Source organism: Bradyrhizobium sp. LCT2 (genome assembly GCF_009931255.1).
GTDB classification, from domain to species: Bacteria; Pseudomonadota; Alphaproteobacteria; order Rhizobiales; family Xanthobacteraceae; genus Bradyrhizobium; species Bradyrhizobium diazoefficiens.
Window position 1 is genome coordinate 3,730,821 of the sequence record NZ_CP034432.1, and the last position, 25,664, is coordinate 3,756,484.

At 65.7% G+C, this 25,664-nt stretch carries 21 protein-coding genes; 8 read left to right on the forward strand and 13 right to left on the reverse strand.

Features of this window, described 5'->3' with window-relative positions; translation table 11 throughout:
- The first annotated feature begins 135 nt into the window (after positions 1-135).
- A complete protein-coding gene (locus tag EI171_RS17940) occupies positions 136-1,164 on the forward strand; it encodes an NAD(P)/FAD-dependent oxidoreductase (protein ID WP_011088624.1) in 1,029 nt (342 codons plus the stop codon).
- 106 nt (positions 1,165-1,270) lie between these two features.
- Entirely contained in the window at positions 1,271-1,885 is a 615-nt protein-coding gene (locus EI171_RS17945; RefSeq protein WP_028173249.1) for a DUF2147 domain-containing protein, read from the forward strand.
- Between the two features lie 290 nt (positions 1,886-2,175).
- On the opposite strand, the gene EI171_RS17950 is transcribed toward EI171_RS17945, so the two are convergent.
- Complete coding sequence (locus EI171_RS17950; RefSeq protein ID WP_246740580.1) at positions 2,176-3,276, reverse strand: hypothetical protein; 1,101 nt, start codon at positions 3,274-3,276, stop codon at positions 2,176-2,178.
- 401 nt (positions 3,277-3,677) lie between these two features.
- Between EI171_RS17950 and EI171_RS17955 the strand changes: the two genes are divergently transcribed.
- A complete protein-coding gene (locus EI171_RS17955; protein ID WP_028173251.1) occupies positions 3,678-4,034 on the forward strand; it encodes a hypothetical protein in 357 nt (118 codons plus the stop codon).
- A 176-nt stretch (positions 4,035-4,210) separates the two neighbouring features.
- Here EI171_RS17955 and EI171_RS17960 read toward each other — a convergent pair whose 3' ends face one another.
- The 3 genes from EI171_RS17960 to EI171_RS17970 all read right to left on the reverse strand — a co-directional run bounded on the left by EI171_RS17960 (position 4,211) and on the right by EI171_RS17970 (position 6,712).
- Entirely contained in the window at positions 4,211-4,480 is a 270-nt protein-coding gene (locus EI171_RS17960) for a hypothetical protein (RefSeq protein ID WP_179883758.1), read from the reverse strand.
- 190 nt (positions 4,481-4,670) lie between these two features.
- Positions 4,671-6,035, reverse strand: coding sequence for a HAMP domain-containing sensor histidine kinase (locus EI171_RS17965; RefSeq protein WP_028173253.1), 1,365 nt, complete (start codon positions 6,033-6,035; stop codon positions 4,671-4,673).
- The gene (locus EI171_RS17970) at positions 6,032-6,712 is read right to left on the reverse strand and encodes a response regulator transcription factor (RefSeq protein WP_028173254.1); all 681 of its coding nucleotides are present in this window, start codon (positions 6,710-6,712) and stop codon (positions 6,032-6,034) included. The genes EI171_RS17965 and EI171_RS17970 overlap by 4 nt, the downstream gene beginning before the upstream one ends.
- Before the next feature lie 340 nt (positions 6,713-7,052).
- Between EI171_RS17970 and EI171_RS17975 the strand changes: the two genes are divergently transcribed.
- Both EI171_RS17975 and EI171_RS17980 read left to right on the forward strand, forming a co-directional pair.
- Positions 7,053-7,946: a MipA/OmpV family protein gene (locus tag EI171_RS17975; RefSeq protein WP_246740581.1), complete on the forward strand. Its 894-nt coding sequence runs from the start codon at positions 7,053-7,055 to the stop codon at positions 7,944-7,946.
- A 5-nt stretch (positions 7,947-7,951) separates the two neighbouring features.
- Positions 7,952-8,692 carry a hypothetical protein gene (locus tag EI171_RS17980; RefSeq protein ID WP_097532216.1) on the forward strand — a complete coding sequence of 247 codons (741 nt, stop codon included), beginning with the start codon at positions 7,952-7,954 and terminating at the stop codon, positions 8,690-8,692.
- A 3-nt stretch (positions 8,693-8,695) separates the two neighbouring features.
- Here EI171_RS17980 and garD read toward each other — a convergent pair whose 3' ends face one another.
- The 8 genes from garD to EI171_RS18020 all read right to left on the reverse strand — a co-directional run bounded on the left by garD (position 8,696) and on the right by EI171_RS18020 (position 20,106).
- Positions 8,696-10,237 (reverse strand): galactarate dehydratase, encoded by a 1,542-nt coding sequence (garD, locus tag EI171_RS17985; RefSeq protein ID WP_161534311.1) that lies wholly within the window; start codon positions 10,235-10,237, stop codon positions 8,696-8,698.
- A 113-nt stretch (positions 10,238-10,350) separates the two neighbouring features.
- Entirely contained in the window at positions 10,351-11,799 is a 1,449-nt protein-coding gene (locus tag EI171_RS17990; protein WP_161534312.1) for an aldehyde dehydrogenase family protein, read from the reverse strand.
- A 23-nt stretch (positions 11,800-11,822) separates the two neighbouring features.
- Positions 11,823-13,181: a glucarate dehydratase gene (gene gudD / locus EI171_RS17995; RefSeq protein WP_161534313.1), complete on the reverse strand. Its 1,359-nt coding sequence runs from the start codon at positions 13,179-13,181 to the stop codon at positions 11,823-11,825.
- A gap of 24 nt (positions 13,182-13,205) precedes the next feature.
- The gene (gene kdgD / locus EI171_RS18000) at positions 13,206-14,150 is read right to left on the reverse strand and encodes a 5-dehydro-4-deoxyglucarate dehydratase (RefSeq protein ID WP_161534314.1); all 945 of its coding nucleotides are present in this window, start codon (positions 14,148-14,150) and stop codon (positions 13,206-13,208) included.
- A gap of 123 nt (positions 14,151-14,273) precedes the next feature.
- Positions 14,274-15,179, reverse strand: a complete 906-nt coding sequence (locus tag EI171_RS18005; RefSeq protein ID WP_011088611.1) for a LysR substrate-binding domain-containing protein — start codon at positions 15,177-15,179, stop codon at positions 14,274-14,276.
- Positions 15,180-15,302: 123 nt separating this feature from the next.
- Positions 15,303-16,643, reverse strand: coding sequence for an MFS transporter (locus EI171_RS18010; RefSeq protein ID WP_028173261.1), 1,341 nt, complete (start codon positions 16,641-16,643; stop codon positions 15,303-15,305).
- Between the two features lie 326 nt (positions 16,644-16,969).
- On the reverse strand, positions 16,970-18,922 hold the full coding sequence (locus EI171_RS18015; protein WP_161534315.1) for a hypothetical protein: 1,953 nt from the start codon (positions 18,920-18,922) through the stop codon (positions 16,970-16,972).
- A 101-nt stretch (positions 18,923-19,023) separates the two neighbouring features.
- Positions 19,024-20,106: a YbhN family protein gene (locus tag EI171_RS18020; protein ID WP_097532212.1), complete on the reverse strand. Its 1,083-nt coding sequence runs from the start codon at positions 20,104-20,106 to the stop codon at positions 19,024-19,026.
- Between the two features lie 428 nt (positions 20,107-20,534).
- Between EI171_RS18020 and EI171_RS18025 the strand changes: the two genes are divergently transcribed.
- From EI171_RS18025 to EI171_RS18035, 3 genes are all read left to right on the forward strand, one after another.
- Positions 20,535-21,041, forward strand: coding sequence for a ferritin-like domain-containing protein (locus EI171_RS18025; RefSeq protein WP_011088607.1), 507 nt, complete (start codon positions 20,535-20,537; stop codon positions 21,039-21,041).
- 236 nt (positions 21,042-21,277) lie between these two features.
- Positions 21,278-22,687, forward strand: a complete 1,410-nt coding sequence (locus EI171_RS18030; protein WP_161534316.1) for an MFS transporter — start codon at positions 21,278-21,280, stop codon at positions 22,685-22,687.
- Positions 22,688-22,800: 113 nt separating this feature from the next.
- On the forward strand, positions 22,801-25,200 hold the full coding sequence (locus tag EI171_RS18035) for an EAL domain-containing protein (protein ID WP_161534317.1): 2,400 nt from the start codon (positions 22,801-22,803) through the stop codon (positions 25,198-25,200).
- Positions 25,201-25,205: 5 nt separating this feature from the next.
- Here EI171_RS18035 and EI171_RS18040 read toward each other — a convergent pair whose 3' ends face one another.
- Entirely contained in the window at positions 25,206-25,640 is a 435-nt protein-coding gene (locus tag EI171_RS18040) for a hypothetical protein (protein WP_011088604.1), read from the reverse strand.
- Between the last annotated feature and the right edge of the window lie 24 nt (positions 25,641-25,664).

A 25,664-nucleotide genomic window follows, 5' to 3' on the forward strand; every position in this document is an offset into this window, starting at 1 on the left:
TTTGACCCGGCAAGTGGGCGCGGTTGCGGGGCGCTCCCGCTTTTATGCCTTCCCTGATCCATCCCCGTTGGCTAGACAGGCAGGGTCACCTCGGCCCAAAGGGCGCCGTCCAACCGATAACGATAAAGAGACGACATGAGCGACGTGATCAAAACCGATGTGCTGATTATTGGCGCCGGCCCCTGCGGTCTGTTCGCCGCCTTCGAGCTCGGCCTTCTCGATATGAAGGCCCATTTCGTCGACATCCTCGACAAGGTCGGCGGCCAGTGCGCCGAGCTCTATCCGGAAAAGCCGATCTACGACATTCCCGGCATTCCGCATGTTTCGGGGCAGGGGCTCACCGACGCGCTGATGGAGCAGATCAAGCCGTTCCATCCGACCTTCCATCTCGGCGAGATGGTCGAGACGGTGGAGAAGATCGGCGATCCCGCATTTCGCTGCACCACCGATGCCGGCAAGGTGTTCGAATGCAAGGTGCTGGTGATCGCGGCCGGCGGCGGCTCGTTCCAGCCCAAGCGTCCGCCGGTGCCGGGCATCGAAGCCTATGAAGGCACCTCGGTGCATTACGCCGTGCGCAAGATGGAGACGTTCCGCGACAAGAACGTGCTGATCGTCGGCGGCGGCGATTCCGCGCTCGACTGGACGCTCAATCTGCATCCGGTGGCCAAGCGCATCACGCTTCTGCACCGTCGCGACGAATTTCGCGCAGCCCCTCACAGCGTCGAGCAGATGCGCGCGCTGGTCGCGGCCGGCAAGATGGATCTCCGGCTCGGCCAGGTCACTTCGCTCGCCGGCACTGACGGCAAGCTGACCGGCGCGACGATCAAGGGCAACGACAACAACGTCACCGAGATCGCCTGCGATGCCATGCTGCCGTTCTTCGGGCTGACCATGAAGCTTGGTCCGGTCGCGAACTGGGGCATTGCGTTGGAGAACAATCTGGTGCCGGTCGAGACATCCGCGTTCGAGACCAACATATCAGGCATCTTCGCCATCGGCGACATCAACACCTATCCCGGCAAGATCAAGCTGATCCTGTGCGGCTTCCACGAGGGCGCGCTGATGTCGCAAAAAGCCCATCGCTACGTCTATCCGGAGAAGCGGCTCGTGTTCCAGTACACGACCTCGTCCTCCAGCCTGCAAAAGAAGCTCGGGGTCAGCTGACCGCGAGCGGGGCGGGAAGGATGCCCCATGTTTCTGGTGCTGGAACCGTTCGCGAAATCGCCGTAGTCTGCGGCCATTCCAGTCGTGGAATAGCAAGGTGATCATAATGCGGAATCCGTTTCCCAGCTTTCGGCTGCTCTCGCTCCTCACGCTCGCGCTGTCGCTCGGCGCGGTGAGCCCGGCTGCGGCGCAAGCCCCGGTTGCGACGTCGGCCCAGCCAACCGCCGCAGGGCTCTGGCAGAAGGTCGAAGACGGCAAGACGGTGGGATGGTTCCTCTTCGTCGACCACAACGGTGTGTTCGAAGGCGTGATCGCCAAGACGTTCCCGCGGCCCGGCGACGATCCGAACGAGGTCTGTGCGAAGTGCACGGACGATCGCAAGAACGCGCCGGTGCTAGGCCTGTCCTTCATCCGCGACATGAAGCGCGACGGGTTGAAGTATGATGGCGGTAACGTGGTCAATCCGCGCGACGGCAATATCTGGAAGGCCAAGATGACGGTGAGCCCCGATGGCCAGACCCTGACCATGCGCGGCTTCCTCGGCATCTCCCTGTTCGGCAAGGACGAGACCTGGACGCGCCTGCCGGACGCCAACATCGCGCAGGTCGATCCCGCCATCGTCGCCAAATATCTGCCCGCACAGGCCGCAGCGACCAAGCCCGCACCCGCGCCCGCGGCGAAGAAGGGCGGCGCAATGATGGCGCCGGCGCCGAAGCAGTAGGCTCTACAGTCGTTGTTTCACATGCCGCTGTCATTCCCCGCGCAGGCGGGGAATCCAGTACGCCGCAGCCTCTCGATTCAATCACGTCCGTCACGGAGTACTGGATCGCCCGCCTTCGCGGGCGATGACAGCTGAGTGCGTGGCACGTGCGCGCCTCATCTCGTCATTGCGAGCGTAGCGAAGCAATCCAGTAAGGTTGCTTCCGCATTCTCTTGTCGCCCGCATGAGCGAAGCGATATGCGGGACCACTTGTCCCTGATATCGCTGCGCTCACCCGGGCTACGGAATTGTCAATACGTCCGCGCCTTCTTGCACGGCGCATAGAAGGTGCCGTTGCCGGCAACGACCCGCTCGAGGCATTGCCGGGGATCGGTGATCTCGCCGTCGACCTGGAAATAATAGGCCTGCGTGCCCAGGCTCAGGACGTAATGTCCGGGCGCAAGTTCGAGCTCTGAATCGCCGGTGTGAAGCTCGTGCATCTCGGGTGTCCCTGGAATCGGTGACACCCGGAACGGATAGGCGAAGTTGCGGATGACGCCGACGTCGTCTCCGCCATTCAGCGTCTTGCCTGCGGCGTCGGTCGAAAACTCCCTGGCGATCTTCGCCACGACCCGAACCTCGACGCGTTCGGGAATCGCGTGTGCGGCGTCGCGGCGGAACACGATGAATTTGACGCGGCCGTTCGGCAGATGCGGCCGATCTGGCTTCTTGAACTCCGGTGAAATCGCGACGCGCATGTCCGGCGCCATGACGCCGGTCGCATTCAACTCCGCCAGCGATTTGTCGTCGATCAAGGCGTAGACGCCGTAGTCGGTTGGAAGCACGCGCGTCGGTTTCAACGGCGGTGCGACGGCGGTCACCATTTCCGGCTTGCCGACCGTGATCGTCGTCTCCGGTCTGGGCGGGACCAGCGCGATCTCCTGGGCCTGGGACGAAACCAGCCGGCGCAGCGCGGCGATATGGTCTCGCTGCGAGATGAGAAGAACGATGGCGCCGGCGGCAAGCAGGATGGCCCCCATACGCTTCATCACCGGCCAGAGCGGACCTGAGATCGCAGGCCGCCTGGATGTCTCGATCGCCGATCGCAGGACGGGAGCGTCGGCGGACAGAAGTGGGCCGCCTGTCTCACCCGCCTTCGCCGATGTGAGTTGATGTTGCGGCAACCGCTCCAGCGGCGCCTCTTCACGCGAGAACTTCTCGACCTCCTCGATTGCGACCTCGAGCGCCCGCTTCATCTGGTCGATGTTCTTGGCGTCGGCGTAGGTGAACTGCTCCTGGAGCTTGTAGCGGGCAAGATCGTAGACGAGCTGCCGCCTGAACTCCGGATCATCCTTCACCGTCTCCAGCATGCGCGAAATCACCAGCGCAAACTGCACCTCGTTTGCGGGCAAATCGGTCGCGTCCTGCTGGCCAGGGAGCAACTCTCTCGAACTCATAGCGCTGCCGGTCCAATGCCAGTCACGCCGTCACCTGATTTCTCTAATCGAAACAGCTGGTTAAACAAATGCGATAGGTTTCGCGGCCACGTTCGTACACGTTGAGGTGCGACAAGGAAAGCCTCGAAAATGCGCGACAAATCGCCGGCACCCGGAGCATGCAGGACGTGCGTGCCGACATGGGCAACACCGTGCGAGCAGTAGTTCTCCGGAATGCGCGCTGGCGCCGGATTTGCATAGCTGTCGCAAAGCCGCTGGGGAGCGAGTCGCCGTCTCCACGCCTGCCGCCACCGTGCGGAGGGCCGACGGCGGCGCCTGTCCCTCGCGGCGCTGATTGCGATCTGCGGGAAGACGACATGCGACTTGCCAGACTATGTGCGGCGGCGCCGCTGGGGCTGATGGCGCTGCTTGCGACCTCGGCGCTGGCGCGCGACGACGGCCGCTACGCCAACTCGCCGCTCAAGCCCTGGTTCGAGAGCCTGCGCAGCGAATACGGACAATGCTGCTCGGATGCCGACGGCTACGTGGTCGCCGATGTCGATTGGGAATCCGACAAGGGGCGTTACCGTGTGCATCTCGACGACGAATGGGTGGTCGTGCCCGACGGTGCCGTGATCACCGAGCCGAACAAGATCGGCCGGACCATGGTGTGGAAGCACTATATCGACGGCCATCCGCGCGTGCGCTGCTTCATGCCGGGCAGCATGACGTAGAAACGTGCGAGCGCCGAACTCCTGACGGCGCGGAAGAGGTTCGTCATGCCCGGGGCTCGTCCCGGGCATCCACGTTCTGAGTGGCCTCGGCAAGACGTGGATGGCCGGGACGTGCCCGGCCATGACGTTGTGGAAACTTCAGCTCAACGATGCGATCGTTGTCCGGTGACGGACGCTTAGCGCGCCTCGCTCGCCGAACCGGCGCTCGCGAGCCGCTTGACCCGCGGCGACAGCACCGAGACTTGCGCGGGCGAGGCGGGCATGCCGGCGACGGTCATCGCGGGCGAAGCCGACTGCTCCTCGACGCCGGCGCCGCCGAGCACCTGCACCTGCGTTGCCGAGATCGGAAACGACTTCATTTCGTAAGAAGGAAGCTCGCCGGCGAACGCCCCGGCCGAGCTCGCAATCATCGCGCCGGCAATGGCAATCATCGAGAGAACACGCATTGGAAAATCTCCGTGAAAGATGGCAATCGGAGGTTTGGTCGCATCGATGTCGCAACAGGTTCGCTGGTGTGCGAGCATTCGATCGCCGCCGGCGCTCTATTTGATTGCGTGATGCGACAGGCGCGAAACGCGGAAGAAGTTTTCCGCGCCAATGTTTCCGGACGGTTTCACGGAAGGGCCGAGGCGATCGCTAGCGCGTTTGCAGATCGAGCTGCCGGGACCTGGTCGTCGCTGCGGCCTCGGGAAAGCACAGGCGCATCGTCGTGCCGCGGCCGGGCTCGGAGGAGATGACCAGCTCGCCGCCGTGGGCGGCCATGATCTCGCGGACGATCGACAGGCCGAGGCCGGCGCCGTCGCCCGCGCTGTTGCCGGTCTGAAACGGCTCCAGCAACTTGTGCTCCGCATCGTCGGGCAGGCCCGCGCCGTCATCGTGGATCGAGATGCTGCCGCGATCGAGCGTGGCGGTGATGCGTCGCGCGCCGCGGGCGTGGATGAGTGCGTTGCCGACGAGATTGGCGAGCGCGCTGCGGATGGCGGCGTCCACGCCCTGCACCAGCAACGGTCCCTGGTCGGCCCGCTCCAGCGCAAGCTCTATGCCGGCGTCCAGCGCCGAGGGGCCGAAATCGGCCAGCACGTCCAGCGTGATCTCGGCAAGGTCGATCGGCCGCTTCTCGATCGCGTGATTTTGCAGGCGCGCGAGGTCGAGCATGGCGGACACCAGCGAGGTGAGGCGGCGGACGTCGCGCACCAGCTCGACCTTCAGGGCTGGATCGGGCACGTCGTCGATCTTCGCGCGCAGCAGCGTCAAAGGCGTGCGGAGCTGATGGGCGGCATTGCCGAGAAAGCGGCGCTGCATCCTGATATAGGCGTCGATCTCGCCAAAGGCGCGGTTCAGCGCCTCGACCAGCGGCTTCAGCTCGCGAGGGACCTCGCACAGGGAGATCAGACCTTGCGGTGCTGCAGGGTCGATTGCGAGCGCGCGAAGCGCCACCCGTTCGATACCGCGTGAGACGAAACGCGCGGCCAGCGCCGCGCCGACGGCAACGGTCGCGGCAAAGGCCAGCGCCAGCAGCGTGATCGAAAAGACACTGCGGATGAGAAAGTTTCTTGCAAGCCGGGCGAAACGGACGTGAGGCTCGCCGACCATCATCGCGAGCTGCAGCGAACCCCTTTGCACGACGGCGAGGCAGAAGGTGCTCTTCTGGTCGAGCGTGCTGAAGACCGATGAGCCGACAGGCCCGTGATAGGGAAACGCGAAGGGGAGGGCCGGCCGGCGTTCGCTGCCGTACTCGCTGACCATGTCGCCTGCGGACACGACGTACCAGAGGTTCGGGCTGTCCGCCTTCAGCTCTTCGAGGGCGGGCGTCGGGCGCACCGTCAGGTTTTGCCCTTCGACCATGGTGGCGCGATCGAGAACGGCGGCCACGACCCGGCAAGCCCTGAACTCGCGTTCCTCCATCGGATAGCGCCAGATGAAGAGGCCGAGCATGATCAGGAAAATCGTCGTCGCGGCGATGCCGAGCGACAGCGCAAAGGTCCGGGCGATCGACGTCATCGCGGCGTTGCCAGCCGCAGGATGTAGCCGATGCCGCGCATGCTGCGGATCTCGACGTCGCCGCCGAGCGCGGCCAGCTTCTTCCTGAGGCGCGAGACCTGCGCTTCGAGCGTGTTGGATTCGATCTCGTCGTCGAAGCCGTAGATCTCCTCGATCAGGGCGGCGCGGGTGATGACGCGGTCGCGGCGCATGAGGAGCGCTCCGAGGATCAGCGCCTCGCGTCGCCGCAGCAGGATTTTGGTGTCGGCGACCACCGCCTCGTTGCTGCCGAGATGCAGCTCGACATTGCCGAGCGACAGCACCGCGGGTGCGAGCAGGCGAGGCCGGCGCAAGACGGCGCGCACCCGCGCAATCAGCTCCTGCGGCTCGAACGGCTTGCCGAGATAGTCGTCGGCGCCGCCGTTGAGGCCGTCGACGACATCCTCCTTGGCGTCCTTGGACGTCAGCATGATGATGGCGGGGCGTTCCGGCGACCGGCTCAGCGCCGTGACCACCTCGAGCGCATCGCCGTCCGGCAGCATCCGGTCGACGATGGCGAGATCGTATTTGAAGTTGTCCAGCGCCTGCCGGGCATCGGCAATCGAGCCGACAAGGTCGACGACGCCGTGCAATTGCCCGAGCAGGCGGCTGACATAGGCGCCGATCTGCGGTTCGTCTTCGATCACGAGGGAGCGCACGCGGGTCGTCCTTGACTCTGCTGGGGCAACAAAACCCCGACCTTGACGCTCGCTGGCCGAATTCCGGCAGTTCGGTTCGTGCGCGAGGTTCCCTTTAAGGCAGCGAGCTTGGCGAATAAAAGGCAGGGACGAGAGCGCTCACCTCGCGCGCGGTCAAAGTTAGGAGCGTGAACGTGGCCCGGGCAATGTTCGGGCAATGTTGATCCGGCGGCGCATCTGGCGCGCGGAATGTCGCAGGGACGGTTGCCCGTTGCAATCTTGGGGCAATTTTGCCGGATCACATGCTGGGCTCCTGACCACACCAGTCGACCGGCCAGCAGGGCCGGTCCGGGGCCCAGTAATGAAGCATCTTGACGAAGCCGCTCTCGATCGTGCCGCGCGCGCGCAGCAAAGCTTGCTGAGCGTATTCCTTGCCGCACTCGGCGCGATCATGGCGATCCCTCAGTCTGCATCGGCGCAGACCGCGTTTACGCTCCCGGCTCCGCCGTTCGATGTACCGATGCTGCCCTCGCCCTCCGGCAACTGGACCGTCATGGTTGGCATCGGCGGCGAATACACGCCGGACTTCGTCGGGTCGAACAACGGAAAATTCCGCCCGATTCCAATCTTCTCGATTCGCCGCGCCGGATCGTTCGACCAGTTTCGCGGCCCCCGCGACAGCGCCAGCATTGCGCTGCTCGACGTCGGCAATTTTCGCGCAGGGCCTGCGTTCAAATACGTCTCGTCGCGCAAGAGCGACAAGTATTCCGAGCTGACAGGTCTCGGCGACGTCAAGGCCGCATACGAGCTCGGCGGCTTCGTCGAATACTATCCGGTCGACTGGTTGCGTCTGCGCAGCGAACTGCGTCAGGGCGTGGGTGGCCATACCGGCACGGTGGCCGACGTTTCCGCCGACGTCATCGTGCCGCTGATTCAAAGGCTCACGATCTCGGCCGGCCCGCGCTTCACCTGGAAGAGCACCAAGGCGACCGCGCCGTATTTCGGCGTCGATGCGGCGCAGGCGCTGGCGTCGGGACTGCCGACGTACGATGCCAGGGGCGGTGCGCACTCGGTCGGCTTCGGCAGCCAGATCTCCTATCGCATCAATCCCCAGTGGGAGATCCATGCCTATGTCGAATACGAGAAGCTGCTTGGCGACGCCGCGGACAGTCCGCTGGTGAGGCTGCGTGGATCGTCGAACCAGACCACGATCGGCCTCGGTGCGTCCTATTCGTTCGACTTCAGGATTCGATAGTCGTCATGCGCCGTCATGTTGTTCTATGGATCGCCCTTGCGGTGACTTCCGTCGTCCTCAGTGCCGCCGCGGCGTTCGAGACGCGCGCGAGCCGGCTCCAGGCGATCAAGACCGTCGGCATCGTCTCGGCCATCGGCGAGGAGATGAGCCTGACGCAGGCCGGCCTGACCGCGCTCGGCAACACCGGGCAAAGCGCCTCGATCAGCGCGTGGGGGCTGGACGAGATGATCGTCCAGCAGGCGACGAGGCTGCTGAGCCCACGCTTCCGCGTGCAGGCCGTGAGCTACAGGCGCGCCGCGTTCGCAGCGGTCAGGGATTCGGCGGTCGCGCCCGTCAATCTCCTGCGCAGCGATCCGTTCAAGGAGCTGGTTCGCAGCGATGTCACGCCACAGGGGCTGGATGCGTACATCGTCATCACAAGGGCAAGATCGAAGCTTGGAAACGGCCGCAACGTCGAGGGTGTCGGGCTCGCCGAATACCGGACGCTGCTTGCGGATTACGGTTTGATCCACGCGCTGTACGAGGTGCGTGTCATCGACGGCAAGTCATTCGACGTGATCGAGAAGCGGGCGGCTGCGCCGCTCGACAACACCGGCACCCTCCGGCTCGCCGGCCCGAGCGGGCCGGTTGACGAGACGTTCGGCGGTTCGGCTTCGGGCGAACGGCTGCGCGCGGCGATTGCGGACCTCATCACGCGCAGCCTGCCCATCACGCTGGGCGACATGCACCTGACCGACAGTCCGTGACTCTCAGGTCACCGGCGCCGGATTGAACAGCGTGAGGTCGTTGTGGATGCCCCAGCGATCCGACCACGGTTTTGTGCGGCCGGAGGCGACGTCGAGGATCAGGCGGAACAGGTCCCAGCCGCATTCCTCGATGGTCTTCTCGCCGGTGGCGATGCTGCCTGAATCGAAGTCGATCAGGTCCTTCCAGCGCCGCGCGAGCTCGCTGCGGGTCGCGACCTTGATCACAGGCGCTGCCGCAAGGCCGTAGGGCGTGCCGCGGCCGGTGGTGAACACCTGCAAGGTCATGCCGGAGGCGAGCTGGAGCGTGCCGCAGATGAAGTCGGAGGCAGGCGTTGCCGCGAACAGCATGCCCTTCTGCGTCGCCTTCTCGCCGGGCGAGAGCACGCCGGTGATGGCGGACGAGCCGGACTTCACGATCGAGCCCAATGATTTCTCGACGATGTTGGCGAGGCCGCCCTTCTTGTTGCCGGGCGTGGTGTTGGCGCTGCGGTCGGCGCCGCCGCGGGCTAGGTAGGAATCGTACCAGGCCATCTCGCGCACCAAGGCACGCCCGACATCCTCGTTGATGGCGCGTCGCGTCAGGAGCTGAATCGCGTCGCGCACCTCGGTGACTTCCGAGAACATCACGGTGGCGCCGGCGCGCACTAGGAGGTCGGCGGCAAAGCCGACCGCGGGGTTCGCGGTGACGCCGGAGAACGCGTCGCTGCCGCCGCATTGCAGGCCGATGACGAGATCGGAGGCCGGGCAGGTCTCGCGGGTGCGCTTGTTGAGAATCTTCAGGCGCGCTTCGGCCTGTGTCATGATCGCATCGACGATCGCGCCAAAACCGTCGAAGGCTTCGTCCTGCATGCGGACGATGGCATCGCTGATGCCTTCCGGCACCAGCCGCTCGGGCGCGAGCTTCTCGCAGCCGAGGCTGATGACCAGAATTTCGCCGCCGAAATTGGGGTTGAGCGCGAGGTTCTGCAGCGTGCGGATCGGCACCACCGCGTCGGGCGCGTTAATGGCGACGCCGCAGCCATAGGCGTGCGTCAGCGGCAGGACGTCGTCGACGTTCGGGTATTTCGGCAAGAGCTCGGCGCGGATGCGCTTCACCGCATATTCCATCGTGCCCTTGACGCATTGCACGGAGGAGGAGATGCCGAGGATGTTCTTGGTGCCGACCGAGCCGTCCGGATTGCGGTAGCCCTCGAAGGTGAAGCCTTCGAGCGGCGGCAGCGGAGCGGGCACGGCGGTCGAGATTTCCAGCTTGTCGAGGGCAGGGGCCTCCGGCATGCGAATGCGCGCCTCATCCACCCATTCGCCGGCCAGGATCGGCGAGAGCGCGTAGCCGATCACCTCGCCATAGCGGATGATCGGTGTGCCTTCCGCGATGTCGACCAGCGCCGTCTTGTGCCCCTGCGGCACGAAGGCGCGCAGTGTCAGGCCGCAGGCGAAGCGGGAGCCGGCGGGAAGCCCGAAATCATTGACCACGATCGCGACATTGTCGCGCTCGTTGAGCTTGATGTAGCGGGGCTGCTCTTTCGCTGCGACTGACTGGTCCATCTGCGCTTGCCTCCGAAATCGTAGGGTGGGCAAAGGCGCAACGCGCCGTGCCCACCGTCTTCACACCGAGCGTAAGTGGTGGGCACGCTTCGCTTTGCCCACCCTACGATGTCTCAACCCGGATAGGTATAGGCGGTCTTCACCGTCGTGTAGAACTCGCGGGCATAGGAGCCCTGCTCGCGGGCGCCGTAGCTCGAGCCCTTCCGGCCGCCGAACGGCACGTGATAGTCGACGCCGGCGGTCGGCAGGTTGACCATCACCATGCCGGACTCGCTGTTGCGCTTGTAGTGCGAGGCGTATTTCAGGCTGGTGGTGCAGATGCCGGAGGCGAGGCCGAACTCGGTGTCGTTCGAGATCGCGAGCGCTTCCTCGTAGTTCTTGGCGCGAATGACCGCGGCGACCGGGCCGAAGATCTCTTCGCGCGCAATGCGCATGTTGTTGTTGGCTTCGGTGAACAGCGCCGGCTGGAGGTAGTGGCCGGGCGTCTCGCGCTGGAGCAGCTCGCCGCCGAAGGCGAGCTTTGCGCCTTCGTCCTGGCCGATCTTGATGTAGCGCAGGTCCTGGTCGAGCTGGCTCTGGTCGACGACGGGGCCGATATGCACGCCGGCCTTGAGCGCGTCGTCCACCGACAGGCCCTTCAGGCGCTCTGCCATCGCGGCGACGAAGCGGTCATGGATGCCTTCGGTGACGATCAGGCGCGAGGAGGCGGTGCAGCGCTGGCCGGTCGAGAAGTAGGAGCCGTTGACGGCGACCTCGACGGCGGTCTTGAGGTCCGCATCGTCGAGCACGACCAGCGGATTCTTGCCGCCCATTTCGAGCTGGAATTTCTTCATCGGGTTCGACAGCACGCAGGCCTGCGCGATCTTGCGGCCGGTCTGCACCGAGCCGGTGAAGGAGATCGCGGCGACGTCGGGGTGATCGAGCAGGGTCTGGCCGACCACGGAGCCGGAGCCGACGACGAGGTTGAACACACCCGCCGGAATGCCGGAGCGGGTGATGATCTCGGACAGCGCATGCGCCGAGCCCGGCACCAGCTCGGCAGGCTTGAACACGACCGTGTTGCCGTAGCAAAGCGCCGGCGCGATCTTCCAGGCCGGGATCGCTATCGGGAAATTCCAGGGCGTGATCATGCCGACGACGCCCATCGGCTCGCGGGTGAGCTCGACGTCGAGGCCGGGGCGGACGGATGCGCCCTTCTCGCCGATCAGCCGCAGCGCTTCGCCGGCGAAGAACGCAAAGATCTGGCCGGCGCGCGCGACCTCGCCGATGCCTTCGGGCAGGGTCTTGCCTTCCTCGCGGGCGAGCAGGCGGCCGAGCTCCTCCTTGCGGGCGAGGATTTCGAGAGAAATCTTGTTCAGCGCGTCGTAGCGCACCTGCGGGGTCGACTGCGCCCAGGCGGGGAAGGCGGCCTTGGCGGCTGCGATCGCCTTCTCGGTCTGCGCCTTGTCGGCCTTGGCGTATTCGCCAACGAGGTCGTTGGTGTTGGAAGGGTTGATGTTCCTGGTGACGCCGGAGCCGTCGACCCATTCGCCGCCGATGAAGTTTTTCAGGATCGCAGTCATCTCATTCCTCCAGGGAAAGTTTCTTACCGAACGAGGCAGGGACGCTTGTCGTCGAAGGTCCAGCCGGGGATCAGGTCCTGCATGGCAATAGCGTCATCGCGGGCGCCGAGTCCATGCTGCTTGTAGAGGTCATGCGCGGCGTCGATGGCCGCCCTGTCGATTTCGATACCCAGGCCCGGCCTGTCGGGGACCGCAATCTTGCCGCCCTTGATCTGGAGCGGCTCCCTGGTCAGCGCCTGGCCGTCCTGCCAGATCCAGTGGGTGTCGATCGCGGTGACCTTGCCGGGGGCGGCGGCGCCGACATGGGTGAACATCGCGAGCGAGATGTCAAAGTGGTTGTTGGAGTGCGAGCCCCAGGTCAGGCCGTTGTCGCGGCAGGTCTGGGCCACGCGCACCGAGCCCTGCATGGTCCAGAAGTGGGGATCGGCCAGCGGAATGTCCACCGCGCCGAGACGCAGCGCATGGGAGAGCTGGCGCCAGTCGGTGGCGATCATGTTGGTCGCTGTGGGCAGACCCGTGGCGCGGCGGAACTCGGCCATGATCTCGCGGCCGGAGAAGCCGGCCTCGGCGCCGCAGGGGTCCTCGGCATAGGCGAGGATGCCGTGCATGTCCTTGCAGAGGCTGACAGCCTCGTCGAGCGACCAGGCGCCGTTCGGGTCCAGCGTGACACGCGCGTTGGGGAAGCGCTTGGCGATCGCGGTGACGGCCTCGATCTCCTGCTCGCCGCGGAGCACGCCGCCCTTGAGCTTGAAATCGGCGAAGCCGTAATGATCCTGGGTGGCTTCCGCGAGCCGCACCACGGTCTCCGGCGTCATCGCCTCCTGATGGCGGAGGTTGAACCACTCCGCCTTGCCGGTCTCGCCCGTGACGTAGTCGAGCCTGGACTTGCTGATATCGCCGACGAAGAAGAGATAGCCGAGCGTCTCGACGCTCTTGCGCTGCTGGCCTTCGCCGAGCAGCGCGGCGACCGGCAGGTTGAGATGCTGACCGAGCAGGTCGAGCAGCGCGGACTCGATCGCCGTGACCGCATGGATCATGACGCGCAGGTCGAACGTCTGCTTGCCGCGGCCGCCGGCGTCACGATCGGCGAAGGCGGTGCGGACGTCGGCGAGGATGTTGTTCATCGCGCCGACGGTCTTGCCGATCACGAGATCGCGCGCGTCCTGGAGCGTCTGCCAGATCTTCTGGCCGCCCGGCACCTCGCCGACGCCGGTGTGGCCGGCATTGTCGGTGAGGATGACGATGTTGCGGGTGAAGAACGGCGCGTGCGCGCCGCTTAAGTTGAGGAGCATGCTGTCGCGGCCCGCGACCGGGATCACCTGCATCGCCGTGACGACCGGTGCGCCGGCGACTGGCGCGCCGGAGATGTCAGTCTGGGCCATCGCATGCTCCTCCCTGTTGTCTTGTTATTCTGCAGCCTGTTGTGACGATCGGATGGCGGGCAGCTTCTTGACCAGCGCGGTCAACTCCGCAATCTCCTGCTCGGTGAGATCGGTCAGCGGCGGGCGGACCGGGCCGGAGTCGCGGCCGATCACCTTCATGCCGGCCTTGATGATCGAGACCGCATAGCCCTTCTTGCGGTTGCGGATCGCGATCAGCGGCAGGATGAAATCCTTCAGCCCGGCATGGATCGTGGCGTGATCGCGCTTGCGCACCGCGGCGTAGAAATTGGTCGCGAATTCCGGCACGAAGTTGAACACGGCGGAGGAATAGGTCGTCACACCCATGTCGAGATAGGGCAGCGCGAAGGTCTCCGCGGTCGGCAGGCCGCCGATATAGGTGAGGCGGTCGCCGAGCTTGGTGTAGACGCGGGTCATCAGCTCGATGTCGCCGATGCCGTCCTTGTAGCCGACGAGGTTCGGGCAGCGCTCGGCGAGACGGGCGAGCGTGTCGGGCTGAAGGATGGCGTTGTCGCGGTTGTAGACGATGACGCCGATCTTCACGGCGGCGCAGACCGCCTCGACATGGGCGGCAAGGCCCTCCTGCTCGGAGTGGGTGAGATAGGGCGGCAGCAGCAACAGGCCGTCGGCGCCGGCCTTCTCGGCGCCAACAGCGATCTCGCGGGCGATCGCAGTGCCGTAGCCGGTGCCGGCGAGCACGGGCACGCGGCCCTTGGTCTCCTCGACGGCGATCTTGACGATCTGCGGAACCTCGGTCGGCGTCAGCGAGAAGAACTCGCCGGTGCCGCCTGCGGCGAACAGGCCTGCGACGTCATAGCCGCACAGCCAGTCCATGTTGGCGCGGTAGGTCGCCTCGTCGAAGGAGTAGTCCGCCTTGAACGGCGTGACGGGGAAGGACAGGAGGCCCGATCCGATCGTCTGGGCCATTTCCTGCGGGGTCATCTTGCTCATGGGCGCGGCTCCCTAATTGCGTGTTGTGGAGGACGCAAGCCTGCGCGTCCATGCGCCGTGGTTTAGGAGACCGTTCGATGCGCGTCCAAGCCAAAGCCTATATCGACCGATGCGAAATCAGCATCAATCTTCCATGGTCTCCGCGGAGGACAATTCACCGGCGATTTTGACCAGCGCCGACAGCAGCGGATTCTCGTCGTCGCGGCGCCAGACCATGAACAGCTCGACCGGGACGCGCGTGCGCAATTTGAGCGGCCGCAGCCGCACGTCGGAGATCTTCAGGCTTGCGGCCGCGGCCGGCACGATGGCAAGGCCGAGGCCGGCGCGGACCATGGCGAGGATCGAGTGGATCTGGCTCAGATGCTGGACATAGCGCGGCAGCACGTCGGCGCGGGTGAACAGCGCCACCAGGAGATCGTGGAAGTAGCGGCTCTCATAGGGCGAATACATCACGAAGGGCTGGTCGTCGAAATCCTTGATGGTGATGCTGTCGGCGCTCGCCAGCGGATGCTTCTTCGGGATCGCGGCAAGCAGGGGCTCGGCGACGACGCGGCGGCTGGCCACTTCGGGGCGCGCGATCGGCGGCCTGAGCAGGCCGGCGTCGATCTGGCCGGAGCTGAGCGCCTCGAACTGGTCGCCGGAGACCATCTCCTTCAGCGAGAAATCGACTTCGGGCAGCTTGGCGCGGCAGGCCGCGACCAGCTCGGGGAGGAAGCCGTAGGCGGCCGCCGCCGTAAAGCCGATCTTGAGCGAGCCGGTCTTGCCCAGCGCGATGCGGCGGGCGACCTGCGAGGCGCTTTCCGCAAGCTTCAGGATGCGCCGCGCCTCCGGCAGGAAGCTGCGGCCGGCCGGCGTCAGGCGCACCGAACGGCTGGTGCGCTCCAGCAGCGGCGCGTCGATGATGTGCTCGAGCACCTGGATCTGCCGCGACAACGGCGGCTGGGTCATGTTCAGCCGCGCGGCGGCGCGGCCGAAATGCAGTTCCTCCGCCACCGTGACGAAACAGCGGAGCTGGTTGAGGTCGAACATCGATACATGCCTTAGATGAATAAGGCGTTTCCCCGGCACTTCTAGCATCGATCATCCCCAAAACAAAGACGGCGGCTTTGTGAGCCGCCGTTGAGTTGCCTGGTCAAGCTCCCGCGGGAGCCCTCAGGAGGAACGTTTGAGCACCACCCGCTCGATCTTGCCCACCACGACGAGATAGGCGAACGCGGCGACCAGCGCATTGGCGCCGACGAACAGCAGCGCGCCGTTGAAGGAGCCGGTCGCGGCCAGGATGTAGCCGATCACGATCGGGGTGGTGATCGAGGAGAGGTTGCCGAAGGTGTTGAACAGGCCTCCGGAGACGCCGCCGGCTTCCTTCGGCGAGGTGTCGGAGACGACAGCCCAGCCGAGCGCGCCGATGCCCTTGCCGAAGAAGGCGAGCGCCATGAAGCCGACCACAAGTGCATGTCCGTCGACATAGTTGCAGGCGATGATCGACATCGACAGCAGCATGCCGCCGACGATCGGAATCTTGCGCGCCATGGTCAGCGAACCGGTGCTGCGCAGGATGGCGTCCGAGATGATGCCGCCGAGCACACCGCCGATGAAGCCGCACAGCGCCGGCAGCGTCGCGACGAAGCCGGCCTGCAGGATCGACAGGCCGCGCTCCTTGACGAGGTAGACCGGGAACCAGGTCAGGAAGAAATAGGTCAGCGTGTTGATGCAGTACTGGCCGAGATAGACGCCGAGCATCATGCGGTTGGAGAGCAACTGGCGGATGTGGTCCCACCCGGAGCCGGACTGAGGCGCACGTTCTTCCTTGGGCGCGTCGAGATCGACCAGCGCGCCGCCCTCCTTGATGTAGTCGAACTCCGCCTCGTTGATCCCAGGGTGCTCCTTCGGGCCGTAGATGGTCTTGATCCAGACCAGACCCATGATCACGCCGAGCGCGCCCATCACGAAGAACACGTAGCGCCAGCCGTAGTCATGCGCGATCCAGCCCATCAGCGGTGCGAAGATCACGGTCGCGAAATACTGTCCCGAATTGAAGAAGGCGGACGCGGTGCCGCGCTCGTTGCCGGGAAACCAGGCGGCGACGATGCGGGCATTGGCGGGGAAGGACGGCGCTTCCGCGACGCCGACAAGGAGGCGGAGTGCGAACAGCACGACGATGGCAGCGCCGGCGCTGAGGAAGCCGACCCAGCCCTGCATCAGCGTGAACAGCGACCAGACGATGATGCTGAAGGCATAGACGAGGCGCGAGCCGTAGCGGTCGAGCAGCCAGCCGCCCGGCACTTGGGCGATCACATAGGACCACCCGAAGGCCGAGAAGATCCAGCCCATCGCGACGGGATCGAGATGCAGCTCCTTGGAGAGCGCGGGGCCCGCGATCGAGAGCGTGGCGCGGTCGGCGTAGTTGACGGTCGTGACCAGGAACAACATGGTCACGATGAACAGCCTGACGCGAGACCTCCTCACGTCCGCTGCGGACACCACTGCGCTCATCACGCGCCTCCTTAGAACTCGAAATGTTTCCTCACCACGACTCCTAGAGGCGCGCGCGGCAAAGTGTCCAAGTTCAAGGGAGTATCGATCGATGCCGTTTTTGGATTGATGGAACGGCAGGTGGGAGGGAACGATCGTGAGGATGGAGACCGCGCTCGTCCCAATCGTCGTTCTGGCGAAAGCCAGGACGACTCGGGGAGATAGTATTCGTACTCACAGCGCGTCATTGCGAGCGCAGCGAAGCAATCCAGAATCTTTCCGCGGATGGACTCTGGATTGCTTCGCTGCGCTCGCAATGACGGTGTGGAGAGCGCTCGCTCTTGCTTCTACTGCCGCGCGCTCGGTAGCAGCTGCGGCAGCAGTCCCCGCGTCACGGGCGGCGGTACTGCGTCCAGCCCGAGCACGCTGCTTGCGGCCGGCAGCGCCGCATCCGCCATCGCGGCGTGGCCTTCGGCGCTTGGATGCACGGCGCCGCCATAGACGGCGGAGAGCACGCCCCAGGTGGCGTCGTGGATGTCGGTCGGCTGGCTCGCGGCCGGCAGGCCTTGCGGATAGGTCATCGCGGCGAAGTAGCTGTCATTGGCGTCGCGGATCCAGCGCGCGCGCGGCAGATAGGCGCGATACTCGGAGGCGCCGCGGCCGCACAGCATCGGCTGGCTCGCCGCGCTCACGATATCGGGATTGAAGCTCTGGCCGTTCTCGGCAAAACACGTGCGGTCGAATTCGGGATCGTTGCCCGCATGCGCGCAGAAGCCGTGATCGGCGAACGCTGCCTGATGCGCATCGACGAAGGTCATGCGGTCGGCTTCGGGATCGCGGCACAGCGCGCCGCGGGTGCAGGTGGCGAGCCCCTTCAACTGAGGCAGGAATTCGGTGTCGACGAAGGTCGAGACGCGGGCGAGGCGCTGCGGATCGGCGTTGAAGGACGGGTGGATGTCGAAGCCGGCGCGGCCGCCGCGGCAGGGCACGCCGCCATCGGCAAGCGCCGGATTGGCGTAGGAGACATAGACCACATGCGAGAGGTCGCCGCCGACCAGCGGCTTCAGCGCCTCGCGCAGCTTGACGAAATTCTGCGGCAGCTCGCGCGCCAGCGCATCGCGGGAATCGTCGACGCTCGCCATCACGCCGGAGCGGCGGAACAGCGCGCGCTCGGTCGCGGTGTCGACGATGACGTCGGCGACGAGACCCGAGAAGTAGACATCATTGGCACCGACCGAGAGCAGCACGAGATCGAGCGTGCGGTCCGGCTGGCGCTTCTTCGCCGCGGTGAGCGCCTCGCGCAGCTCGGCGACCTGCGCGTTCACGCTGGTCTGGCAATTGCCGTTCTTGCTGGGCGCGCATTCGCGGGCGCGCTGCGAGCCGAGCAGCCCGTCGCCGATGCTGGCGCCGGTGCAGGCGAGCGGCAGAAAGGTCACCGCGATGTGGGTGTAGCGCACCGCGAGCGCCAGCGCGGTGCGGGCCTGGTAGCTGTAGAGCGAGCGGTGGCAGGGGGAGTTGAACCAGAGCGCGCCGTAGCGCTGCCAGTTGGCGAGCGTATCCGGCGCCTCGCAGGCGCGGCCGCCTTTATAGCCGGCGCGGCTCGGCCGGTAGTACTGCGCGCCGGCGGTGCCGAGATAGGAGCGGAAGCAGAAACCTTCGTCCGACAGCGCCAGCGGCCGGTCGGGATTGCCTTCGCCCGAGGCGATGCTGTCGCCGAGGCCGGCGACGAAGATGTCGCGGACCTGGATCTCGGTCTGAACGCGCTGGGTCGGATCGGAGCCGGAGGAGACGTCGACGCTCGCGACCGTCTGCCGGAGGTAGCGGACGCGCAGATTGACCGGCTCGGCACAGTCGAAGGTCGAGGTCTGCGGCCCGTCGCCGTCGTCGAACGACCAGGCGCAGGTGGCGCCGACCGGCACCGCGCCGGTCAGGCGCACGGTCACCGGATGGTCGATCGGGGTGAGGTAATTCTCTTTGACGTTGTCGCGGGTGCAGGGCTGGTTGACCCGGCCCTGGAGGTCGATGCAGAGCCGGTTGACCATGTTGCGGGCCCAGCCGCGGCCCTCGCTCTGGAGCTCCAGCGACTGTTCGGCGGCGAGGATGCTGCGGTTACGCGCGTTCTCCACATGAAGCAGAAAGTCGCGCTCCTCGCGGAACAGGCGGAAGCGGTTGCGCACCTCCCAATTGATCTGCATGGCGCCGGCGTCCTGCGCGACTGCGCGCTCGGGCGGCAAAGCGGTCAAAATCCCGGCAAGCAGCAGGGCGCCCGCGAAGAAGGTGCGAAGAGATGGTCGGATCATGGCCCGCGTGTTCAACGGCAAAGTTGAGGCGGAAATAAGAGAGGATTGCTCCCCCCGCCCGCAACCTTGTCTGACGATTTTTGCGGGCGCCGTCCAGCGCCCTAGCGCTTGCTGGCCTGTCGCAGCGACCGCTCGCGCTCCATTGCCGCCACCTGCTTGGGCAGGTTGGCCTGGGCGCAGGCCTCCGCCAGCCGCCGTCGCTCCTGCCAGGGCTCGACCACGTTCATCCAGAGCTCGCGCGTGCCCATGATGGAGATGGCGAGGCCGAACGGGATCACGAAATAGAGCAGGCGGAACACCAGCAGCGTCGCCAGAAGCTGCTCGCGGCCGAATTCCGGCAGCGCCACCAGCATGGCGGCATCGAATACGCCGATCGAGCCGGGGGCATGGCTGGCAAAGCCGAGCAGCGTCGCCAGGATGAACACGACCGCCAGCGACAGGAAGTCGATCGGCGGAGTGGCCGGTATCAAGAGGTACATTGCCGTGGCGCAGAAGCCGAGATCGACCACGCCGATCAGGATCTGCACCAGCGTCAGCGGCGCCGAGGGCAGCACCACTTTCCAACCCTTCTGGCCGAGCTCGCGGCGCTTCTCGCCCATGCAGAGCCAGACCAGATAGGCGCCGATCGAGGCGAGGCCGCCGAACGCGATCAGCCGGTTGATCGACGACGGCAGCTGATCCATGTAGGAGGCGGCATCGGGATGGACGGCCATGCCGATCGAGAGCACGAAGATGTTACCGAGCCAGAAGGTCAGGCCCGACAGGAAGCAGATCTTTGCGACGTCGATCGCGTTCAGCCCGTAATCCGAATAGATCCGGAAGCGGATCGCGCCGCCGGTAAAGACGGTGGCGCCGATGTTGTGGCCGATCGAATAGGACGTGAAGCTGGAGAGCGCTGCAATGCGATAGGGCACGTGCTTCTTGCCGATCGTTCGCAGTGCAAAAAAATCGTAGAAGGTCAGCGTACAGAACGCGAAGAAGACGCAGATCGCCGCCAGCCCGATATTCCCGCGGGGAATCTCGGTCAATGCGGTCAGGATGACGCCGGTATCGATACCTTTGAGGGTCCGCACCAGCGTGGTGATTGCGAAGGCGATGATGAAGACGCTCGCGGCAATTCCGAGCCGTCGCCAGCCAATCCATCTCTTGAAGCCGCGCTTCAACGCGGGCAGCAGTCCGTGCATTCATCCTCCCGGCAGGGGGCAAGACCGACAAGGCCAGGCATTGGCCAGTCGGGCGCGATGGTTGCCAAAGGCAGGCGTCGATCGCTAGGCATGATCCAGCTCATTTAAGACAAAAACGGTGACTTGTGCAGCCCTTGACAAGGATAGGTTCTGTGCCGGACCGGCGACTTTTGTCATATGTGGTTCACATCGGACGCGCGTTAAGCATATGAGTCGCCAGACCGGCCAGGCCCGCGCGTTCGTATATTGGCATGCTTTCATATCGTGCCGTCCGCGGCATTGTTCCAGCGCAAGCGATGCCGGCTCTTTTGGAACGTCGATGCCGCGTGCCCGTTAGCGCCCCATCAGCAATCGAACATGGCGGGAATATGCGGCTATTCGTGCGAGCCGGTGCCCCCGTGTTCCCGAAACCCAAGAGGATCGGAACGATGGGACTGTTCACAAAAGACATCAAGACCATGAACGACCTGTTCGTGCATCAGCTCCAGGACATCTACTATGCCGAGCAGCAGCTCACCAAGGCGCTGCCGAAGATGGCCGACAAGGCCACCGACCCGCAGCTGAAAAAGGGCTTTTTGACGCACCTCGAGGAAACGAAGCAGCACGTCAAGCGGCTCGAGGAAGTGTTCAAGATGCACGGCGCACAGGTGAAGGCGGTCGACTGCCCGGCGATCGACGGCATCATCGAGGAGGCCGACGAGACCGCCGGCGAGGTCGCCGACAAGGCGGTGCTGGACGCTGCGCTGATCAATGCGGCGCAGGCCGCCGAGCATTACGAGATCGTGCGTTACGGCAGCCTGATCGCCTGGGCCAAGCAGCTCGGCCGGAGCGACTGCGCCGCCGTGCTCGCCAAGACGCTCGAGGAAGAGAAGGCGACCGACAAGAAGCTCACGGCGCTCGCCGAGAGCAAGGTGAATCTGCGCGCGGCGAGCTAGCGCTGGTGTAGGCAGGAAAGCGCCGCGCGGTGGTTCGCGCGGCGCTTTTGCCCTTGCCTCGGCCGTCGTCATTCCCCGCGCGCGGCTGCAGAGTACTGGATCGCCCGCCTGCGCGGGCGACGACGCCGAGTTTCGGGTGGGCACGCTCGCCACACATCCATCCTTCGGCCATTGTCGAAACATGACGGCAGGCCGGAAGCCTATATGTCGCGTGGGGCTGCAACCGAGGTGGCAGCATGCGAGCAAGCACCATCAAATACGAAGCCTTCGACGACGGAGCCGGCGCGCCGCGCGCCTCATCTCGTCCTGCAACCTCCCTGACGCTGGCCGCGATGAGCCTCGGCTATGGCGTGGTGCAGCTCGACGTCACCATCGTCAACACCGCGCTCGACGCGATGGGCAGGACGCTCGGCGGCGGTGTCGCCGAGCTGCAATGGGTCGTCAGCGCCTATACCATTGCCTTTGCCGCCTTCATCCTGACGGCCGGCGCACTCGGCGACCGGATCGGCGCCAAGCGCGTCTTCATGGCCGGGTTCGCCATCTTCACTGCGGCCTCGCTCGCCTGTGCATCGTCCCCCAATGCAATCGTGCTGATCGCGGCACGACTGGTCCAGGGCCTAGCGGCGGCGATCCTGGTGCCGAATTCGCTGGCGTTGCTCAATCATGCCTATGCCGACGACCGCGCGCGCGGCCGCGCCGTCGCGATCTGGGCTGCCGGAGCGAGCCTAGCGCTGACCGCGGGCCCCTTCGTCGGCGGCGCGCTGATCACGCTGGTCGGCTGGCGCGCGATCTTTCTCGTCAACCTTCCGATCGGCCTCATGGGCATTTGGCTGAGCTGGCGTTATGCGACGGAGACTACGCGCGCGCCCTCGCGCGAGATCGATCTGCCCGGCCAGCTTACGGCAATCGGCGCGCTGGGGGCGCTCGCCGGCGCGATCATCGAGGGCGGCGCGCTTGGCTGGGACCATCCGGCCGTGCTCGCGGCCTTCGCTTCAGCCCTCGTCCTCGCCGTGCTGTTCGTCTGGCGGGAGAGCCGCGCGGCGCAGCCGATGCTGCCCTTGTCCCTGTTCGGTCACCGGCTGTTTACCTTGACCGCGCTCGTCGGCCTGCTCGTGAACATCGCGATCTACGGCCTGATCTTCGTGCTCAGCCTGTACTTCCAGAGGATCAACGGGCTGTCGGCGTGGTGGACCGGACTCGCCTTCGTGCCGATGATGGCCGCGGTGCTCCCGGTCAATCTGCTGGCGCCGCGCCTCGCCGAGCGCATCGGACCGTGCCCGACCATTGTCGTCGGCGCATGCGTCTCGGCGCTCGGCTGTCTCGGCCTGATCTGGATCGAGGCTGACACGAGCTATTGGATGATCTGCGCGCAGATGATCGCGATCAGCGGCGGACTTGGGCTGCTGGTGCCGCCGCTGACCTCGACCCTGCTGGGCAGCGTCGAGAAGGCGCGCTCCGGCATCGCGGCGGGCGTCCTGAACGCGACGCGGCAGACCGGCAGCGTGCTCGGCGTTGCGCTGTTCGGCTCGCTGGTGGCCTCGGAAGGTGCATTCATGACCGGCCTGCACGCATCGCTGGTGGTATCGGCCACCGTCCTGCTGCTCGCCGCCGCCGTGATCGGGATCGGCGCGCCTTCGCGAAGATGAACAATGTGAGCAAACGCACACATCTTCCGTTCACCATCGCCGAACCCAGCACATAGCCGGTTACCGACTGTCCATCTCTGCCCGCTCTAGTGCGGGTCGGATAGGGGCCGGCAATGTATCAAGTTCTTTACTGTCTCACGGACCAGCATGACTGGCGCCTCGTCGCACTCGGCGGCGCAGTGTGCCTGCTCGCGAGCGCGGCGGCGATCAGCCTGTTCCAGCGCGCGCGTGCGGCAAGCGGCGGTGCTCGCGTATCGTGGATCGCGCTGGACGCCGTCGTCGCAGGCTGCGGCATCTGGGCAACCCATTTCATCGCGATGCAGGCCTACGGGCCGGGCGCCGGCGGCGCCTACAACATCCCCGTGACCGTTCTGTCGCTGATCTTCGCGATTGCGGTCACCTTCGTCGGGCTGAGCATCTCGGTGTCAGCGACGCGGACGATTCCGGTCGCGCTCGGTGGCGCCGTCGTTGGCGGCGGCGTTGCCGCAATGCATTACACCGGCATGATGGCGCTCGAGATTCCCGCGCGCATCGGCTGGGCGATCGACACCGCGGGTGTCTCGATCGTTGTCGGTATCGTCTTTGGATCGCTTGCGCTGGTCGTCGCGGGGCGGCGCGACGGCGTGGCGAATGCGCTCGGTGCGACGGTGCTGCTGACCGTTGCCATCGTCTCGCATCATTTCACCGCCATGGGCGCCGTGGAGCTGACGCCGGATCCTTCGATCGTCATCAGCGGCCTGTCGATCCCGCCGGCCTCCTTGTCGGTCCTCACCGCCAGCGCGGCCGTCGCGATCATCGCGATCGCGCTCGCAGCGGCTGTGCTCGACCGCCGCGCCAAGGGCGAATTGGGACGCCAGCAGGTCGTGCTCGATACCGCGCTCGAGAACATGTCGCAGGGGCTGTGCATGTTCGACGCGGACGGCAAGATCATGCTGTTCAACGAGCGCTACGCGGCGATGCTTCGTCGCACCGATATCGCGCTGACCGGCCGCCTCTTGGTCGACGTGCTGCGGGAAGAGCAGGCCAAGGGCCAGTGGCAGGGCGATGCGGATGAATTCTTTGCGCGCCTCGTGGTCGACGCGCGCGAGGGCCGCACGACCAGCCAGGTCGTCAACCGGTTTGGCCGCTCCATCCGGGTCGTCAACCAGCCGATGCAGGGCGGCGGCTGGGTCGCGACCTTCGAGGACATCACCGAATGGCTGGAGGCGCAGGCGAAGATCTCGCACATGGCGCGTCATGACGCGCTGACCGGTCTGCCGAACCGCGTGCTGTTCCACGAGCAGCTCGAGCAGGGTCTGCGCCGGACGGGTTCGGGCGACCAGCTCGCGGTGCTCTGCCTCGATCTCGATCACTTCAAGGACATCAACGACTCGCTCGGCCATCCCATCGGCGACGCGCTGCTCAAGGAGGTCGGCCGCAGGCTGAAGGCCACCGTCGGCGAGAGCGACACGGTGGCGCGGCTTGGCGGCGACGAATTCGCAGTGGTCCAGATCGGACGGTCGGAGGAAGCCGCAGCGAGGTGCCTTGCCGGCCGCCTCGTCGAGGTGATCTCGGCGCCTTACGAGATCGACGACCATCAGATCGTCATCGGTGTCTCGATCGGCATCTCGCTGTCGCCGCAGGATGGCAGCAACGCGGACGAGCTTCTGAAGAACGCCGACCTTGCGCTGTACCGCGCAAAGGCGGACGGCCGCGGCACCTACCGCTTCTTCGAGACCGGCATGGATGCGCGCGCACAGGCGCGCCGTCTGTTGGAGATGGATCTCCGCGCAGCGCTGCAACGCGACGAGTTCCAGCCGTACTATCAGCCGATCCGCGACGTCGCCAGTGGTCGCGTCGTCGTCTTCGAGGCGTTGCTGCGCTGGAACCATCCGCAGCGCGGCCTGATCGCCCCCATCAACTTCATTCCGCTGGCCGAGGAGACCGGACTCATCGTCCAGCTCGGCGAATTCGTGCTGCGTTCCGCCTGCACCGACGCGGCCACCTGGCCCGACGATGTCGATGTCGCGGTCAACCTGTCGCCGGTGCAGTTCAGGAATCCGAACCTGATCGCATCCGTGACCGCGGCGCTGACCGTCTCGGGACTGCCGGCGCGCCGGCTCGAGCTCGAGATCACCGAATCCGTGCTGCTTCAGAATAGCGAGGCGACGCTGACCACCCTGCACGAGCTGCGCGCCATGGGGGTGCGGATCTCGCTCGACGATTTCGGCACCGGCTATTCGTCGCTGAGCTATTTGCGCAGCTTCCCGTTCGACAAGATCAAGATCGACCGCTCCTTCGTGTCGGAGCTCGCGACGCGGGAGGATTCCATGGCGATCATCCGCGCCGTGACCGGGCTCGGCCGCAGCCTCGGCATCGTGACCACCGCGGAAGGTGTCGAGAACGACGCGCAGCTCGAGCTGCTCAGGCGCGAGGGCTGCACCCAGGCGCAGGGCTATCTGTTCAGCAAGCCGCGGCCTGCCTCGGATGTGGCGTTGATGCTGGAGCGCCCGCGGCTGCGCGCCTCGGCCTAGAAAGGCTAGCCGCGGCGCAGCGCGAAATGCGCGCCGCAGAATGCCATCACGGCGCCAAGGCACAGCGCGGCGAGCCCGGCAAGCACGCCCGAGACCGTCGGGATCGGGCTCGGGGCCGAGGCCACCTGGCCGGCGCCCGCAAGCAGGAGCACGCCGACCGCGATCAGGAATTGCCGCATCCGTTGCGGGATCTGGCCGTGGGCGGCGCTCTGCATCAATGTCGCCGTGAAATACCCGCCGGAAAAGCCGACCGTGGCGATCAGCCACCAGGCGATCGCAGCGCCCGCCGGAATGAACTCATGCGTGTCGGAGCGCCAGAGGCCGCCGAGGTCGAGCCCGTAGCGCGCGCCCAGCATGTGCACCGCGAGCGCGAGCAGCACGCCGCAGATCACGGCAGCCCCGAGAATCAGGCGGCGCGGAAAAAAGGTCGTCTCAGCCATGCCCCGCTTGTAGGATGGGCGAGG

Excerpts from the sequence above, each read along its gene's own strand:
- EI171_RS17940 (WP_011088624.1), top strand. The coding sequence starts at position 136 with ATGAGCGACGTGATCAAAACCGATGTGCTGATTATTGGCGCCGGCCCC.
- EI171_RS17945 (WP_028173249.1), top strand. The coding sequence starts at position 1,271 with ATGCGGAATCCGTTTCCCAGCTTTCGGCTGCTCTCGCTCCTCACGCTC.
- EI171_RS17955 (WP_028173251.1), top strand. The coding sequence starts at position 3,678 with ATGCGACTTGCCAGACTATGTGCGGCGGCGCCGCTGGGGCTGATGGCG.
- EI171_RS17960 (WP_179883758.1), bottom strand. The coding sequence starts at position 4,480 with ATGCGTGTTCTCTCGATGATTGCCATTGCCGGCGCGATGATTGCGAGC.
- EI171_RS17965 (WP_028173253.1), bottom strand. The coding sequence starts at position 6,035 with ATGACGTCGATCGCCCGGACCTTTGCGCTGTCGCTCGGCATCGCCGCG.
- EI171_RS17975 (WP_246740581.1), top strand. The coding sequence starts at position 7,053 with ATGAAGCATCTTGACGAAGCCGCTCTCGATCGTGCCGCGCGCGCGCAG.
- EI171_RS17980 (WP_097532216.1), top strand. The coding sequence starts at position 7,952 with ATGCGCCGTCATGTTGTTCTATGGATCGCCCTTGCGGTGACTTCCGTC.
- garD (WP_161534311.1), bottom strand. The coding sequence starts at position 10,237 with ATGGACCAGTCAGTCGCAGCGAAAGAGCAGCCCCGCTACATCAAGCTC.
- EI171_RS17990 (WP_161534312.1), bottom strand. The coding sequence starts at position 11,799 with ATGACTGCGATCCTGAAAAACTTCATCGGCGGCGAATGGGTCGACGGC.
- gudD (WP_161534313.1), bottom strand. The coding sequence starts at position 13,181 with ATGGCCCAGACTGACATCTCCGGCGCGCCAGTCGCCGGCGCACCGGTC.
- kdgD (WP_161534314.1), bottom strand. The coding sequence starts at position 14,150 with ATGAGCAAGATGACCCCGCAGGAAATGGCCCAGACGATCGGATCGGGC.
- EI171_RS18005 (WP_011088611.1), bottom strand. The coding sequence starts at position 15,179 with ATGTTCGACCTCAACCAGCTCCGCTGTTTCGTCACGGTGGCGGAGGAA.
- EI171_RS18010 (WP_028173261.1), bottom strand. The coding sequence starts at position 16,643 with ATGAGCGCAGTGGTGTCCGCAGCGGACGTGAGGAGGTCTCGCGTCAGG.
- EI171_RS18015 (WP_161534315.1), bottom strand. The coding sequence starts at position 18,922 with ATGATCCGACCATCTCTTCGCACCTTCTTCGCGGGCGCCCTGCTGCTT.
- EI171_RS18020 (WP_097532212.1), bottom strand. The coding sequence starts at position 20,106 with ATGCACGGACTGCTGCCCGCGTTGAAGCGCGGCTTCAAGAGATGGATT.
- EI171_RS18025 (WP_011088607.1), top strand. The coding sequence starts at position 20,535 with ATGGGACTGTTCACAAAAGACATCAAGACCATGAACGACCTGTTCGTG.
- EI171_RS18030 (WP_161534316.1), top strand. The coding sequence starts at position 21,278 with ATGCGAGCAAGCACCATCAAATACGAAGCCTTCGACGACGGAGCCGGC.
- EI171_RS18035 (WP_161534317.1), top strand. The coding sequence starts at position 22,801 with ATGTATCAAGTTCTTTACTGTCTCACGGACCAGCATGACTGGCGCCTC.
- EI171_RS18040 (WP_011088604.1), bottom strand. The coding sequence starts at position 25,640 with ATGGCTGAGACGACCTTTTTTCCGCGCCGCCTGATTCTCGGGGCTGCC.